We start from the raw sequence: 14,300 nt of genomic DNA on the forward strand, positions 1-14,300 counted from the left end.
TTTAAGAATACTTTTATCATGTAATTTTATATGCCCGAAAACATATAAGTGTTTTGGGGCTATTGGAGTTATTTACCCAGTGATAGGAGTATTTATCACTGGGTATTTTTATGCCCTTTTTTGGGTGTTGATAGGAGGAAAATCACATGAAAATAATTAACTTAGGCATTCTGGCTCACGTTGACGCAGGAAAGACAACATTAACGGAAAGTTTATTGTATACCAGTGGTGCAATTGCAGAACTAGGGAGCGTAGATGAAGGCACAACAAGGACAGATACAATGAATTTGGAGCGTCAAAGGGGAATCACTATCCAGACAGCAGTGACATCTTTTCAGTGGGAGGATGTAAAAGTCAACATTATAGATACGCCAGGCCATATGGATTTTTTGGCGGAAGTATACCGTTCTTTATCCGTATTAGACGGAGCAGTATTATTAGTTTCTGCAAAGGATGGCATACAGGCACAGACCCGTATACTGTTTCATGCACTACAGACAATGAAGATTCCGACAATTTTTTTCATCAATAAAATTGACCAAGAGGGGATTGATTTGCCAATGGTATATCGAGAAATGAAAGCAAAGCTTTCTTCGGAAATTATAGTGAAGCAAAAGGTTGGGCAGCATCCCCATATAAATGTAACGGACAATGACGATATGGAACAGTGGGATGCGGTAATTATGGGAAACGATGAACTATTAGAGAAATATATGTCAGGGAAACCGTTTAAAATGTCAGAACTGGAACAGGAAGAAAACAGGAGATTCCAAAACGGAACGTTATTTCCCGTTTATCACGGAAGCGCTAAAAACAATCTGGGGATTCGGCAGCTTATAGAAGTGATTGCCAGTAAATTTTATTCATCAACGCCTGAAGGTCAATCTGAACTATGCGGGCAGGTTTTTAAGATTGAATATTCAGAGAAAAGGCGGCGTTTTGTTTATGTGCGTATATATAGCGGAACATTGCATTTGAGGGATGTTATTAGAATATCTGAAAAAGAGAAAATAAAAATCACAGAGATGTGTGTTCCGACAAACGGTGAATTATATTCATCCGATACAGCCTGCTCTGGTGATATTGTAATTTTACCAAATGATGTTTTGCAGCTAAACAGTATTTTGGGGAACGGAATACTGTTGCCGCAGAGAAAATTTATTGAAAATCCTCTCCCTATGCTCCAAACAACGATTGCAGTAAAGAAATCTGAACAGCGGGAAATATTGCTTGGGGCACTTACAGAAATTTCAGATGGCGACCCTCTTTTAAAATATTATGTGGATACTACAACGCATGAGATTATACTTTCTTTTTTGGGGAAAGTGCAGATGGAAGTCATTTGTGCCATCCTTGAGGAAAAATATCATGTGGAGGCAGAAATAAAAGAGCCTACTGTTATATATATGGAAAGACCGCTTAGAAAAGCAGAATATACCATCCACATAGAAGTCCCGCCAAATCCTTTCTGGGCTTCTGTCGGGTTGTCCATAGAGCCGCTCCCTATTGGAAGCGGAGTGCAGTATGAAAGCAGAGTTTCACTTGGATATTTAAATCAATCGTTCCAAAATGCGGTTATGGAGGGGGTTCTTTATGGCTGCGAGCAGGGGCTGTATGGATGGAAAGTGACAGACTGTAAAATCTGTTTTGAATATGGATTGTATTATAGTCCTGTAAGTACCCCCGCAGACTTTCGGCTGCTTTCCCCTATCGTATTGGAGCAGGCTTTAAAAAAAGCAGGGACAGAACTATTAGAGCCATATCTCCACTTTGAAATTTATGCACCGCAGGAATATCTCTCACGGGCGTATCATGATGCTCCAAGGTATTGTGCAGATATTGTAAGTACTCAGATAAAGAATGACGAGGTCATTCTGAAAGGAGAAATCCCTGCTAGATGTATTCAAGAATACAGGAACGATTTAACTTATTTCACAAATGGGCAGGGAGTCTGCTTGACAGAGTTAAAAGGATACCAGCCAGCTATTGGTAAATTTATTTGCCAACCCCGCCGCCCGAATAGCCGTATAGATAAGGTTCGGCATATGTTCCACAAGTTAGCTTAACAGCTTGCAAAAGTCATATAAAATGAGATTTGAAAGGATTAGAGACTAATTATGATGAAATGCGAATGGATATTGTGTCCTGTTTGTGGGAACAAAACCCGTAATAAAATTAGGAAGGACACTGTTTTGGAGAATTATCCCCTTTATTGTCCAAAATGCAGACAAGAAAGATTGATTAAAGTTGACAACTTGAAGATAACTGTCATCAAAGAGCCAGACGCTTAAGACGCAGAGCCGATGAAATTGTGGAACAATTCACGAATCATCGGCTCTTTTTGTTTCGTATTTGAAAGAACAAACTCACCAAATAAAAAAAACGATATTCGGGTGGGTTATTTTGTTATACCCTAAATTACCCTCTGAATTTGTTTTTAAATTTGGAGGGATTTTTTTATGTCCTTTTTTCGGGCAGTTATCTATCTGCTCATACGAAGCAAAATTTATCAATACATAGCATATCAGAGAACGGCAGGAAACCAGTTAAAAAAATTTCTGCCTATGCAACGGCACTTCCTGCCTTGAATGTAGAAGTACAATCTCCATACAACAGAATTAATATTTCCCATAACCGTAAAGGTCATAGAGCCTTTGCGGTTTTTCTTTTGTCGATTTTTGTTGGAAAGTGCCATAGGGCTATTAGTGGTGTTAGGTGTCGTTCGCCACCTCTCCATCTGGATTTTGAACATTTCAAAAATTCAGATGGGAGGTACTTACAGTGAAATACGCACCGAGAAAGGTATATATCAAGGAAAGCGGCAGATATGTGGAACTGTCCTATACGGATTTCTGCCGCCGCAGGGAATCCGACCAGACCTATATGGACAAGCTGTTTATCCCCATTCAAGGCTGTCTGCTTGAAGTCGTGAGGGAGCAATACACGGACTTCTACCGAGATAAGGAACGGTGGCGTTATCTGAAAAAATTAGATACGAAGAACAGCCTGCTTTCTCTGGATGGATTTACGGACAGCGAGGGGAAGCCTTTAGACTTTATCGCTGATGAAGCGGCAGACATTGCGGAAACCGTTGTCAATGCGGTTATGGTGGACAGGCTGAAAGCCGCCCTGCCTTTGCTGTCGGATAGTGAACAGGAATTGATACAGGCAATCTTTTTTGACGGACTTTCTGAGCGTGAAGTCGGGGCGAGGTTCGGCATAACCCAGAGCGTTGTGAACAAACGCAAAGCCAGAATCCTAAGAAAACTAAGAAAGATAATAGAAAATTAAAATTTAAGGCGTTCAGCCCCCTTGTTTTTTCCTTTGGGAAAATGAGGGGGTTTTTCTCTGCCCTCTCAATCAATTCTGATTGGAGGAAAAGAAGCATGGCATATAACCACGGACGGGAGGACAGGAAATGGCGTATCTGGAAAGAAGCGGAGGAAAAGCTGCTGCGTGAGTGCGGCGTTGATGAAGCGACCATTGAGCAGATACGCATTGCGGACAGGGCAGACTTCAATTCCAACAGGCGGTTTTACCGATGGACGAATGACATTGCGGAATACCTTGAGGACATGGCAGACAGGGAGCGGCAGACGGAAGTGGGTACGGTTGCGGAGTTACTGGACGAGATTGAGAGCGAAAATCTCTATCAAGTATTAGTCGCGGTGGACGGGCGTACCTTGAAAATCGTCCTGCTGAAAATGCAGGGGTATTCCACAAAGGAGATTGCCCCGCTCGTGCATTTGACGACTGGTGCCATCTATGCGAGGTTAGACCATCTGCGGAAGAAGCTACGAAAATTTTATAGCGTCTAAAACAGCCTGCCGTCCTGCGGGCTACTGGGTGAGGGATGGAAATCCCCTCACTTATTTTTTGCAGGAGGCAAGCGGGATGGCATACAGAGTTAAGGCGTACACGCTTCGGGAGGAATCCACGGAAAGCGGCACAAGGTATTTTATCAGCTTTAAGGACGGGCAGGGCAAATCCCACGAGTTGGAAGTGTCGGAACAGTTCTTTATGGAGTTTCGGCAGATGGAACGCAGGAACAGGAATCTCCTCCAATGGGACGAGCGGCACAGGGAGTTTTCGGAAGTATGGGACGAAACGCTGAACAGGCGGGCGTTGAAGCTGCCTAAGAGCATAGAGGAACAAATGATTGAGGCAGAACGGGCAGAACTGCTCTGTAAGGCGGTTGACGGACTGCCAGAGATACAAAGGCGGCGTTTCCTGCTCTACTACGAGTATGAGTTCAATTTTTACCAAATCGCCGCTATGGAGCATTGCACCGCTTCGGCAATACAGAAATCTGTTGCGATTGCAAAGGAGAAAGTAAAGGCGGAAATGAGGAAGTATCTCCAACCGTGACCGACACCGCCCGAAAAAGAAATCTGTTTTTTATTTGTGTGGGATTGGCGGCATTACATACTCTCACTTTTTCTTCGTGGGAGTAAATCTATTTTTAAGGAGGTCAACGCCTATGTGCAACGAAAACAAAAACACCGCCCGAAAGGAGGAAAGCCATGCAGAAGTTACAGACAGTCAACGCCGAAACGCTCCTTTATGAACCGCTTGAGAAGCCGTCCTTTGTGGTGGACAGCCTTATCCCCACAGGCTTGTCGCTGTTCTGCGGCTCACAGAAGATAGGAAAGAGCTGGCTCATGCTGAAGCTATGTTTATGCGTGTCGCAGGGACTTCCCTTGTGGGATATGCCGACAATGGAGGGCGACGTGCTTTACCTCTGCCTTGAGGACACGTTCTGCCGTATACAGGACAGGCTGTTCCGATTGACGAACGAAGCGAGCAGGCGGCTTCACTTTGCCGTGGCAAGCTGCAAGCTGTCAGACGGTCTTATCGTGCAGCTTGAAGATTATCTGAAAGATTACCCAAACAGCAGGCTTATTGTCATTGACACTTTGCAGAAAGTCCGTACAGCTTCAAAAGACAATGCCTACGCAAGCGACTATGGGGACATCTCACTAATCAAAGACTTTGCCGACAGGCATTCATTGGCGGTCATTGTCGTACACCACATCCGAAAGCAGAATGACAGCGATGTGTTCAACAAGGTGTCTGGGACGACAGGCTTAACGGGGAGTGCGGACGCTACCTTTGTTCTGGAAAAGGAGAAACGGGCATCCGACACCGCCAAGCTGTATGTGACGGGCAGGGACACGCCCTATCAGGAATACACGCTGCGTTTCCGTGATTGCAGTTGGGAACTTGTGGAGAGAAAAACGCAGGAGCAGCTTGCGAAAGAAACGATACCAGACGTCCTTTTTCGGTTGGTGGATTTTATGAGGGATAAGGAAGAATGGGCAGGCACGGCAACGGAGCTGTTAGCCGCTATGAGGGAAACGGAAACCATACCCACGGTGATTACGAAATGGCTCAATGAATACCGCACCACATTTTTAAATGAGAACCATATCGTTTATCAGTACAGCCGCAAAAAACACGGCAGGCAGATTTCGCTTGCAAAGCGGGCGGGTGACAGCGGTGACGGTGGTGACAGCGATATTGGGATACCCCCTGTTACTGTCATTGACGCTTAAAGCCGTGTAAAGCTGGCGACTCTGCCCTGCGGGTGACAGCGGTGACGGCGGTGACAGTGATTTTAGGATACCCTGCCGCTGTCATCCCTGCGGGAGAACACCCCGTAAACGCAAAGTGCAGGCGTAGGATTTACCCGCCCTTTTCGGCGTGTAAAACCACCCCTGCGGTCAGAAAAATCCTTCCGATTTTTCCGACTGCGTTTACAGGGTGTAACACACTACACTTTGCCCTGCAAAGTCGTGTGCCAGACGTTCCCTCTGGACTCCCTTATGGCAGGTCTTACGCCCTGCTTATCCTACGCTCCACGCTTCGGATAAAAGAATGGCAGCATGACGGTGACGGCTCTTGCGAGGGGGTATTCCAAAAACACCGTCATCATCGACATGACCGTCATGCAGGGAATAAGGGTGACAGTTGAGGCAGTCGGTAGGGGGTATCCCAAAACTGCTGTCACCGCCGTCACCGCTGTCACCCAAAGGGCAGTTTACCCGCCGAAGAAAGGAAGATGATGAATTATGCCCTATGCAATCCTGCGTTTCCAGAAACGCAAAGCGGGCGGCGTTGCGGCTTGCGAACGCCACAACGAGCGTAAAAAAGAAGCCTATAAAAGCAATCCAGATATAGATATGGAACGCTCGAAAGATAACTACCATCTTGTGAATCCGCCGAGGTACACCTACAAGAAAGAGATTAACCGCATGGTAGCCGAAGCAGGGTGCAGGACGAGGAAAGATAGCGTGATGATGGTGGAAACGCTTATCACGGCTTCGCCAGAATTTATGAACAGCCTGCCGCCCAAAGAACAGAAAGCGTATTTTACGATGGCTCTGGATTTCATTTCAGAGCGTGTCGGGGAGAAAAATATCCTCTCCGCAGTCGTCCACATGGACGAGAGAACGCCGCATATGCACCTCTGTTTTGTGCCGATTACACCAGACAATAAGCTGTCTGCCAAAACAATTTTAGGCAATCAAAAGAGCCTGTCCGAATGGCAGACCGCCTACCATGAGCGGATGTCCTCACGGTGGAATCAGCTTGAAAGAGGTCAGTCCTCAATGGAAACGAAGCGGAAACATGTCCCCACATGGCTCTATAAGTTGGGCGGCAGGCTTGATAAACAGTATGAGGAAATTGTGTCTGCACTGTCCGACATCAACGCCTTTAATGCAGGGAAGAAGCGTGACAAGGCTCTGGAACTGATTGCGGCATGGCTCCCAGACGTGGAGAAATTCTCAAAGGAAATCAGTAAGCAGAGTGCCTATATCAATAGCCTAAAGGAGCAAATCGGGCAGGAATCAGACTATGCGGGGCGTATGCGTGATGAAAAGTATGAGCAGGAACTAAAGGTGCAGAAAGCGAACCAGAAGATATTTGAGTTGCAGAGAACCAACGAGCAGATGGGGCGGCTGCTCTCAAAGATACCGCCCGAAGTGTTGGAAGAATTGCAGAAAAACCATAAAAGCAGAGCGAAAGAAAGGTAGATATGTGAATGAAGAAACAGGATTTTAAGGTGTTAAAGACCAAAGACTTGTACCCGTTTCCCGACAATCCGTTTCATGTGGCAGAGGATGAAACGCTGTCAGAATTAGCGGAAAGCATCAAGGAATTTGGCATTGTCACGCCGATAATCACACGCCCGAAAGAGGACGGGAACGGCTATGAAGTGATTGCAGGGCAGCGGCGTGTCCGTGCGTCTGAACTTGCAGGGATAAATACCGTGCCTGCGTTTGTCCTGCCCTTAGACCGTGACCGAGCCATCATCACCCTTGTAGACAGTAATTTACAGCGTGAGAATATCCTGCCATCAGAGCGGGCGTTTGCCTACAAGATGAAATCCGAAGCCATGAAGCGGCAGGGTTTCCGCACAGACTTAACCTCGTCACAAGTTGTGACGAAGTTGCGGACGGACGACAAGGTGGCACAGGGCTTCGGCGTAGGCAGGATGACCGTACAAAGATTTATCCGTTTGACGGAACTGATACCGCCGATTTTGCGGATGGTGGACGAGGGGAAAATCGCCCTCACGCCTGCGGTGGAACTGTCCTTTTTGAAGAAAGACGAGCAGGAAAACCTCTTTGCCACGATGGAGAGCGAAGAAGCAACGCCCTCACTCTCACAGGCACAGCGGATGAAAAGCCTAAGCCAGAGCGGGCGGCTTGACATGGATACGATATTTGCAATTATGACGGAGGAAAAGGGAAACCAGAAAGAAACCTTGAAAATCAACACAAGCAAGCTGAAAAAGTATTTTCCGAAGAACACAACGCCGAAGCAGATGGAGGAAACCATCATTAAACTTTTGGAGCGTGAATTGCAGAGGAAACGGGGCAGGGACAGCCGCTAATCTTCTCTTTTCGGGAGGTAAATGCAGAAAATTGAGGTATGAAGAATGAAAGAAATCCAGTATGAGATTGTAAAGGAAATCGCCGTATTGTCTAAGGGCGACAGCGGCTACACAAAAGAAATCAATCTTATCTCATGGAACGGAAGAGAGCCGAAATATGACATCCGCAGCTTTTCCCCGAACCGTGAGAAGTGCGGAAAGGGTATCACGTTGAACGCTGATGAAGCAGCAGCACTCCTTGAAGCATTACAGAAAGAAGTAAACAGCGGGGATTGATGGTATCTGATTGACAGGGCGGGGCGTTTCCAGACGTTCTCCTGCCCTGTCTGGAAAGGAAGATTTAAGTATGGGCGAGGATAAGAAAGCAGATAAAAAGAGAAAGCGTATCGTGCCGAAAGCACCAGTTCAGATGATAATCAGCCGTGAATATGTCGGCACGCAGACAGTCACAGAAGCGTTTATCCCGATTATTTCCGAGGATATTCGGAAGAAGATTGCCGAGGGCGACACCTTCGACAATGAGGGGCTGTCCGCTTAGAATGTACGCAATGGAACATGAAAACAGATAGGACAGATATGGAGGTTTTACAGTATGGCAGGAATAAGAATGGAGAACAAGATTTATGAAGTCGGCATGTACTGCCGCTTGTCAAAAGACGATGGCACGGATAACGAGAGTGCGAGCATTGCGACACAGAAATCCATCCTCACGGATTATGTGAAAAAGCAGGGATGGCACTTAGCAAAAACGTATGTGGACGACGGTTACTCTGGTACAAATTTCCAAAGACCAAGTTTCCAGAACATGATTAAGGACATTGAAAGCGGTCTGATAAACTGCGTTATCACGAAAGATTTATCTCGTCTGGGGAGGAACTATCTTGATTGCGGACTGTATCTGGAAGTGTTTTTCCCAGAGCATAATGTGAGGTATATAGCGGTCAATGACGGCGTGGACACGCTCAATAAATCCGCTATGGACATCACGCCTTTCCGCAACATCCTAAACGAAATGTATTCCGCCGATGTGTCGGTCAAGATAAAATCGGCGTACCGAGCGAGGTTTCAGCAGGGGAAATTCATGGGGACGACAGCACCATACGGTTACGTCAAAGACCCCGCCGACCACAACCATCTGCTGATAGATGACAAAGTTGCCCATGTGGTAAGGGAAATATTTGACCTTGCGTTAGCGGGCAACGGAATCGCCAAAATCCGCAAGCACATCAACAAACAGCATATCTTACGCCCCGCCGCTTATGCGGCGGAGCAGGGGGCAACAGGCTATGAGAGGTATTTTGAGGAGAATGAGGAGAACCGTTATATTTGGAGCGAGAACAGCGTAAGGGGCATTTTAAGAAGCCCGATATATGCGGGAAACCTTGCAGGCTACAAGCGGATTGCCGCCAACATGAAAAGCAAGAAACGCCCCTCTAAGCTGCCCGAAGAATGGGAAGTGATACCAGACACCCATGAGGGGATAGTCACGCAGGAGGAATTTGATACCGTACAGCAGCTTATTACAAGCCGCAGATTACCAGAAAACAAGGGCGGCTTTGAGAACATCTTTGCAGGCGTTATTAAGTGTGCGGACTGCGGCTATGCGATGCGGGCTATGAGTGCCAACAGGAGGAAACGCCCCGACATCATCGACTGCGTACAATATTCCTGCAATAATTATGGCAGATACGGTAATATCATGTGTACCGCACACAGCATTGAAGCGAGGGACTTGTTCAACGCTGTCCTCACCGACATCAACCGATTTGCGGATATGGCAGTCAATGATGAAAAGGCAGTGAGGGCGATTGAAAAGCGGCTCACGGAAACAGACCAGAGCAAGGCAAAGGCACTGGAAAAGGAGCAAAGAAAACTGAACAAACGCCTTGCAGAACTGGACAGGCTGTTTTCCTCACTCTATGAAGATAAGGTGATGGAGCGTATTACCGAGCGGAATTTTGAGATGATGTCGGGAAAATACCAGAAAGAACAGCTTGAAATTGAAGCAAGGCTGAAAGAGGTAACGGAAACGCTCAGCGACAGCTATGAGAAGACGCAGGGTGTCCGTGATTTCCTCTCCCTAATCCGCAACTATCAAGGCATTAAGGAACTGGACGCAACCATCATAAACGCACTTATAGACAAGATACTTGTTTCGGAACGTGAGAAACTTACAGACGGAATGGTGCGGCAGGAAATCAAGATTTATTATAAATTCATCGGCTTTGTCGGTGAATTACATATCACACCGACAAAGCGGTGGACTGCGTTAAAGCCTAAGAATTGTACGGTGTGCGGTGTTGAATATGTTCCCCGCTCTGGCATATCGAAGTATTGTCCTGCTTGTGCCAAGAAGATACAGAGGGAGAAATCAAACGAGAGCAAACGCAGGAGCAGGGAGCGAAACAGACAGGCATGTATTGAACTGTCCGCAAAAAATGACCGACTGACCTTGAGCAGCGACAGGGGCGTATCGAAAGGCAGGGTAATCTGTTCTCAGAGGTTGAGGTTTACCGCTATGTGACGGAGCAGACCTTTGATGCGTACCTCTATCAGTTGGTGGAGAGTAAGCAAAAATTCATCAGCCAGATAATGACGAGCAAAAGCCCTGTCCGTTCTGCCAAAGATGTGGACGAGGTTGCCCTGTCCTTTGCGGAGGTCAAAATGCTTGCCACAGTCGATGAGCGTTTTAAGGAAAAAATGGATTTGGACATTCAGGTTTCCAAGCTCAAAGTTTTGAAGCAGAGTTATCTTTCCGAGCATTACGACCTTGAGGACAGGATACTCAAATACTATCCGCAGACCATTAAGGAGTATGAACAGCGTATCATCTGCTATGAAGCTGATGCCATTCTTTCCGAACAGAACAAGCCGCAGGGCGAGGAAAAGTTCTGTCCGATGAACTTGCGAGGGATAAAGTACACCGAAAAGGCAGCCGCAGGGGATATGATCCTTGCCGTTTACAAGGAATATCCCCTGTCTGCTCCTACCGTAATCGGCAGCTACCGTGGCTTCAAAATGGAAGTTTTCTATGATGCGGTCAACGCCCATTATTGTCTAAATCTTTGTGGAAAAGCAAAGTACAAGGTGGATTTAGGCACAGACCCTCTGGGAAATCTGACCCGAATTGAGAATGAGCTTTCCAAGCTCCCTGCCAGACTGGAAGCTGCTAAGACAAAAAAGAGGAAACCATCGCAAAGCTTGAAACCGCAAAGGTAGAGATACAAAAGCCTTTTGCCTTTGAGGAGGAGCTGAAAGAGAAGTCGGAACGGTTAAACGTCCTCAATATTGAATTGAATTTAGACCAGAAAGACCCAGCCGTACTCGATGCCGAGCCAGAGCAAAACGAGGAACAGCCCGAAAGAAAATGTACAAATCGGGAGCGATAAAATCGTTTGCAGATTTGTATTGCCCCATTTGGGGAAGTATAATAGAGGGCAGATAGAACAAGTCGGAGGTGTAAGCGATGTCTGGAGATTTCAGATTTGAAACCTTTGTAGATACCCACAGCAATATATTTAACGAATATCTAAACTCTGCCATTGCCAATCTTTCTAAGGAAAATGAGGAATACAAAGCCGTTCAGGAGGAGATTGAGAGCCTGTATCAGCAGTATCCGAAAGTATTAGGTATGTTTGATATGGAACGGGCGGCGGAGCTGACACAGGAAGAATGTGCCGCCGTTATCAAAGTAATAGAGCTAAAGAATAGGCTTGTTGATATGGAGATGCAGTCGGTGTACTTTCGTGGCTGCTATAACAGCGTAGGGTATCTCAAAAAAGCAGGAATTTTATAACCGAGAAAAGGCGGCATTGGCGTGGAGCTGATGCCGTTTTGACATATAGTAAATGTAATAAGTAAATATATTGATTGAGAAACTGTTTTGATAGTAGAATAAAAAGTATTATTATATGAACATATAATATTGATTCAAGAATGCGTTGTTGGTATAATATTAATAAAATTAGGGGAGGTATGTGCAATGGCTATTACATATAACAAGTTGTGGAAAATATTAATAGATAAAGAAATGTCAAAGGTTCAATTAAGGGAAGCCACGGGTATGGGACCAGGGACATTGGCTAAACTAGGAAAAAATGAGCGTGTAAGCTTAGAGGTGTTGGAGAGAATATGTGAAGAACTAAATTGCAATTTTGGCGATATTATTGACTACAAGAAGGAGAATATATAAATGGATGCTTTAAAAGAAATTATTATTGAAGGTCAAAAAAAAGGATTAATAAAAGTAAGCAATGATGTTTCGACTATTACATATCTAAATCAAAACATTTCAAGAAATTATAATAATCCCGAAGAATGGGTTCAAGCAGAAACATATTGTGAATTGGTTTTAAATTATAATTACCCTGTTGAAAACATACGACTATATGTAAAAGTGACAGTTGGCTCGGATGTAAAAGAAGCCGATATTATTGTTTATAATGATAGCGACTGCAAGCGTCCGCACATTATTGTTGAATGTAAGAAAGAGGAAATAACAGAACAAGAATTCAAACAAGCTGTTCGGCAAGCTTATTCTTATGCTTTTGCTACCGCTGGAACAGTCAAATATATATGGGTTACTTCAGGCATTAAAGATGAATATTACGCTTTCGACAAGGAGATGGATAGTCGAGAAAGTGTAACCGATATACCACAGTATAAAGTGGCTAAATTAGCGAGCTATAAATTTGCAAAAAATGGTGGCATTACTGAAGATGGTCAAAAACTTTCTGCACTTTACACGGTGGAAGAATCAGAGTTGACTAATCGTTTTAAACAAGCACACCAAGCACTTTGGGGCGGTGGAGAATTAAATCCGTCAGAAGCTTTTGATGAACTGGATAAATTGATTTTTTGTAAAATTTTTGATGAAAAAAAGAAACGTAAAAATGGACAGCCTTACGATTTTCAAATTATCAAGGTTGAACCTAGAAGTAGAGATAAGCGTGATATTGAAAAAGCAGATAAGGAAACAAGTGAGAACCTTTTACAACGTTTGATTTCGTTATATGAAGACGGAAAATTGATTGGTGAGAGAAAAAACGATACAGAGATTTTTAGAGAAGGCATTAAACTAACCGCAGCTAAAGCACGTACAGTAGTAAGTTATTTAGAGGGAGTTGATTTACTTAACACTGATTTAGACAGTAAAGGACGAGCTTTTGAAACATTTATGGGATCATTTTTTAGAGGCGATTTTGGACAATATTTTACTCCAAGAAATATCGTAAGCTTTATTGTTGATAGCTTGCCAATAGATGAAAGTAAGCGTGTTCTTGACACCTCATGTGGTAGTGGAGGGTTTTTACTTCATGCTCTTGATAAAGTTAGAAAAACGACCAGAGAATTTTACGAGATAAAAGACGGGGAAAAAGAAACCCAAGAATGTCATGAACAATGGCATGATTTTGCCGAGTATAACTTGTATGGTATTGAGATAAATGAGCAGATCTCAAGAACTGCCAAAATGAATATGATAATCCATGATGATGGACACACAAATGTTGTATCTGCAGATGGACTTATTTCTCCTAATGATTTACGCTTAAAAACAAATAATGATGGATTCAAAGAAAATTCTTTTGATTATATTATTACTAATCCTCCATTTGGGTCAATCGTGAAGCAAACTGAAAAGGCTTATCTACATCAATATAAGTTAGGAGTTAAAGACACTGATTGGCTTAATCCAAATAGTAAAGCTTCTGAAAGACCTAGTCAAAGCACAGAGGTTTTATTTATTGAACAAGCAGAAAAATATCTTGTTGAGGGTGGGTATTTGGCTATAGTTGTGCCTGATGGTGTATTAACTAATTCAAGTATGCAATATGTACGAGATTATATTAGTGACACATTTAGAATTGTTGCTGTAGTTTCTATGCCTCAAACTGCTTTTTCTGCTAATGGTGCAGGTGTAAAAAGTTCTGTAATGTTTTTAAAAAAATATTCAGCATCAGATAAACAAGCTCGTATCGATTTAAGAAATACTACACAGAATAATTTAATCTCTAATTCTGATGATGGAATTAGATTGTTAGAGCTTTTTAAGAAAAAGAAAGAAGAAATAGCTAAAATAAACAAGCAAATTAAGCAGGGAGAAAAAGCAGAAAATAAATCAGAAATTGAAATATTAAAAAATAGAAAGCAAGCAATTACTGAAGAGTATGATGAACAAATTGAGATTACAAAAGAAAATCTTTCAGATGCATTTTTAGAACAATACAAACAGGCGTTAAATGGTTATCCTATTTTTATGGCAATTGCGGAGGATATAGGCTATGACGCTACTGGCAAAGAAACAAACGGGAATGAGTTGCCTGCTATTTCAGAAGAATTGGCGAAATTTATCAAAGCAATAGAAGAAGGAAAAGACTATTTTTTTCAATAAGCCCCGATT

Annotated in this window: 17 protein-coding genes and 2 pseudogenes; 18 read left to right on the forward strand and 1 reads right to left on the reverse strand. The window is 43.9% G+C overall.

All coding sequences use genetic code 11. The features are described from left to right. The first annotated feature begins 146 nt into the window (after positions 1–146). Together tet(O) and GKZ87_05400 are read left to right on the forward strand one after the other, a co-directional pair. Positions 147–2,066: a tetracycline resistance ribosomal protection protein Tet(O) gene (gene tet(O), locus GKZ87_05395; GenBank protein QSI24965.1), complete on the forward strand. Its 1,920-nt coding sequence runs from the start codon at positions 147–149 to the stop codon at positions 2,064–2,066. 51 nt (positions 2,067–2,117) lie between these two features. Then, on the forward strand, positions 2,118–2,291 hold the full coding sequence (locus GKZ87_05400) for a conjugal transfer protein (protein QSI24966.1): 174 nt from the start codon (positions 2,118–2,120) through the stop codon (positions 2,289–2,291). Here GKZ87_05400 and GKZ87_05405 read toward each other — a convergent pair. Beyond that, positions 2,288–2,513 (reverse strand): annotated as a pseudogene (locus tag GKZ87_05405) (hypothetical protein). The gene GKZ87_05400 and the pseudogene GKZ87_05405 sit on opposite strands and share 4 nt — an antisense overlap. 71 nt (positions 2,514–2,584) lie before the next feature. Between GKZ87_05405 and GKZ87_05410 the strand changes: the two are divergent. The 16 genes and pseudogenes from GKZ87_05410 (at position 2,585) to GKZ87_05485 (ending at position 14,291) form a co-directional block, all read left to right on the forward strand. Continuing rightward, the gene (locus GKZ87_05410) at positions 2,585–2,785 is read left to right on the forward strand and encodes a hypothetical protein (protein ID QSI24967.1); all 201 of its coding nucleotides are present in this window, start codon (positions 2,585–2,587) and stop codon (positions 2,783–2,785) included. After that, the gene (locus GKZ87_05415) at positions 2,782–3,291 is read left to right on the forward strand and encodes a sigma-70 family RNA polymerase sigma factor (protein ID QSI24968.1); all 510 of its coding nucleotides are present in this window, start codon (positions 2,782–2,784) and stop codon (positions 3,289–3,291) included. Before GKZ87_05410 ends, GKZ87_05415 begins: the two co-directional genes overlap by 4 nt. 95 nt (positions 3,292–3,386) lie before the next feature. Next, positions 3,387–3,818 (forward strand): sigma-70 family RNA polymerase sigma factor, encoded by a 432-nt coding sequence (locus GKZ87_05420; protein QSI24969.1) that lies wholly within the window; start codon positions 3,387–3,389, stop codon positions 3,816–3,818. Positions 3,819–3,894: 76 nt separating this feature from the next. Next, entirely contained in the window at positions 3,895–4,368 is a 474-nt protein-coding gene (locus tag GKZ87_05425) for a sigma-70 family RNA polymerase sigma factor (GenBank protein QSI24970.1), read from the forward strand. Between the two features lie 155 nt (positions 4,369–4,523). Continuing rightward, a complete protein-coding gene (locus GKZ87_05430) occupies positions 4,524–5,555 on the forward strand; it encodes an AAA family ATPase (protein QSI24971.1) in 1,032 nt (343 codons plus the stop codon). Between the two features lie 32 nt (positions 5,556–5,587). Next, positions 5,588–5,974: a hypothetical protein gene (locus GKZ87_05435; GenBank protein ID QSI24972.1), complete on the forward strand. Its 387-nt coding sequence runs from the start codon at positions 5,588–5,590 to the stop codon at positions 5,972–5,974. Further along, positions 5,886–6,065, forward strand: a complete 180-nt coding sequence (locus GKZ87_05440; GenBank protein ID QSI24973.1) for a hypothetical protein — start codon at positions 5,886–5,888, stop codon at positions 6,063–6,065. The genes GKZ87_05435 and GKZ87_05440 overlap by 89 nt, the downstream gene beginning before the upstream one ends. Positions 6,066–6,071: 6 nt before the next feature. Beyond that, positions 6,072–7,037, forward strand: coding sequence for a plasmid recombination protein (locus tag GKZ87_05445; protein ID QSI24974.1), 966 nt, complete (start codon positions 6,072–6,074; stop codon positions 7,035–7,037). 8 nt (positions 7,038–7,045) lie between these two features. Further along, the gene (locus tag GKZ87_05450) at positions 7,046–7,900 is read left to right on the forward strand and encodes a ParB/RepB/Spo0J family partition protein (protein ID QSI24975.1); all 855 of its coding nucleotides are present in this window, start codon (positions 7,046–7,048) and stop codon (positions 7,898–7,900) included. Positions 7,901–7,945: 45 nt separating this feature from the next. Then, a complete protein-coding gene (locus tag GKZ87_05455; GenBank protein QSI24976.1) occupies positions 7,946–8,176 on the forward strand; it encodes a hypothetical protein in 231 nt (76 codons plus the stop codon). 70 nt (positions 8,177–8,246) lie between these two features. Next, positions 8,247–8,438 (forward strand): stage II sporulation protein R, encoded by a 192-nt coding sequence (locus tag GKZ87_05460; protein ID QSI24977.1) that lies wholly within the window; start codon positions 8,247–8,249, stop codon positions 8,436–8,438. A gap of 54 nt (positions 8,439–8,492) precedes the next feature. After that, on the forward strand, positions 8,493–10,424 hold the full coding sequence (locus GKZ87_05465; GenBank protein QSI24978.1) for a DUF4368 domain-containing protein: 1,932 nt from the start codon (positions 8,493–8,495) through the stop codon (positions 10,422–10,424). Further along, positions 10,391–11,289, forward strand: a pseudogene (locus tag GKZ87_05470) (helicase). Before GKZ87_05465 ends, GKZ87_05470 begins: the two are co-directional and overlap by 34 nt. Before the next feature lie 77 nt (positions 11,290–11,366). Then, entirely contained in the window at positions 11,367–11,696 is a 330-nt protein-coding gene (locus tag GKZ87_05475; GenBank protein ID QSI24979.1) for a hypothetical protein, read from the forward strand. A gap of 186 nt (positions 11,697–11,882) precedes the next feature. Then, complete coding sequence (locus GKZ87_05480; GenBank protein QSI24980.1) at positions 11,883–12,092, forward strand: helix-turn-helix domain-containing protein; 210 nt, start codon at positions 11,883–11,885, stop codon at positions 12,090–12,092. Then, a complete protein-coding gene (locus GKZ87_05485) occupies positions 12,093–14,291 on the forward strand; it encodes an N-6 DNA methylase (GenBank protein QSI24981.1) in 2,199 nt (732 codons plus the stop codon). The last annotated feature ends 9 nt before the right edge of the window (positions 14,292–14,300 follow it).

It is taken from the genome of Erysipelotrichaceae bacterium 66202529 (assembly GCA_017161075.1).
Taxonomy (GTDB): Bacteria; Bacillota_I; Bacilli_A; order Erysipelotrichales; family Erysipelotrichaceae; genus Clostridium_AQ.

What these genes read in the sequence shown, in the direction of transcription:
- GKZ87_05400 (QSI24966.1), top strand. Translation starts at nt 2,118, where the DNA reads ATGATGAAATGCGAATGGATATTGTGTCCTGTTTGTGGGAACAAAACC.
- GKZ87_05420 (QSI24969.1), top strand. Translation starts at nt 3,387, where the DNA reads ATGGCATATAACCACGGACGGGAGGACAGGAAATGGCGTATCTGGAAA.
- GKZ87_05425 (QSI24970.1), top strand. Translation starts at nt 3,895, where the DNA reads ATGGCATACAGAGTTAAGGCGTACACGCTTCGGGAGGAATCCACGGAA.
- GKZ87_05430 (QSI24971.1), top strand. Translation starts at nt 4,524, where the DNA reads ATGCAGAAGTTACAGACAGTCAACGCCGAAACGCTCCTTTATGAACCG.
- GKZ87_05440 (QSI24973.1), top strand. Translation starts at nt 5,886, where the DNA reads ATGACGGTGACGGCTCTTGCGAGGGGGTATTCCAAAAACACCGTCATC.
- GKZ87_05445 (QSI24974.1), top strand. Translation starts at nt 6,072, where the DNA reads ATGCCCTATGCAATCCTGCGTTTCCAGAAACGCAAAGCGGGCGGCGTT.
- GKZ87_05450 (QSI24975.1), top strand. Translation starts at nt 7,046, where the DNA reads ATGAAGAAACAGGATTTTAAGGTGTTAAAGACCAAAGACTTGTACCCG.
- GKZ87_05455 (QSI24976.1), top strand. Translation starts at nt 7,946, where the DNA reads ATGAAAGAAATCCAGTATGAGATTGTAAAGGAAATCGCCGTATTGTCT.
- GKZ87_05460 (QSI24977.1), top strand. Translation starts at nt 8,247, where the DNA reads ATGGGCGAGGATAAGAAAGCAGATAAAAAGAGAAAGCGTATCGTGCCG.
- GKZ87_05465 (QSI24978.1), top strand. Translation starts at nt 8,493, where the DNA reads ATGGCAGGAATAAGAATGGAGAACAAGATTTATGAAGTCGGCATGTAC.
- GKZ87_05475 (QSI24979.1), top strand. Translation starts at nt 11,367, where the DNA reads ATGTCTGGAGATTTCAGATTTGAAACCTTTGTAGATACCCACAGCAAT.
- GKZ87_05480 (QSI24980.1), top strand. Translation starts at nt 11,883, where the DNA reads ATGGCTATTACATATAACAAGTTGTGGAAAATATTAATAGATAAAGAA.
- GKZ87_05485 (QSI24981.1), top strand. Translation starts at nt 12,093, where the DNA reads ATGGATGCTTTAAAAGAAATTATTATTGAAGGTCAAAAAAAAGGATTA.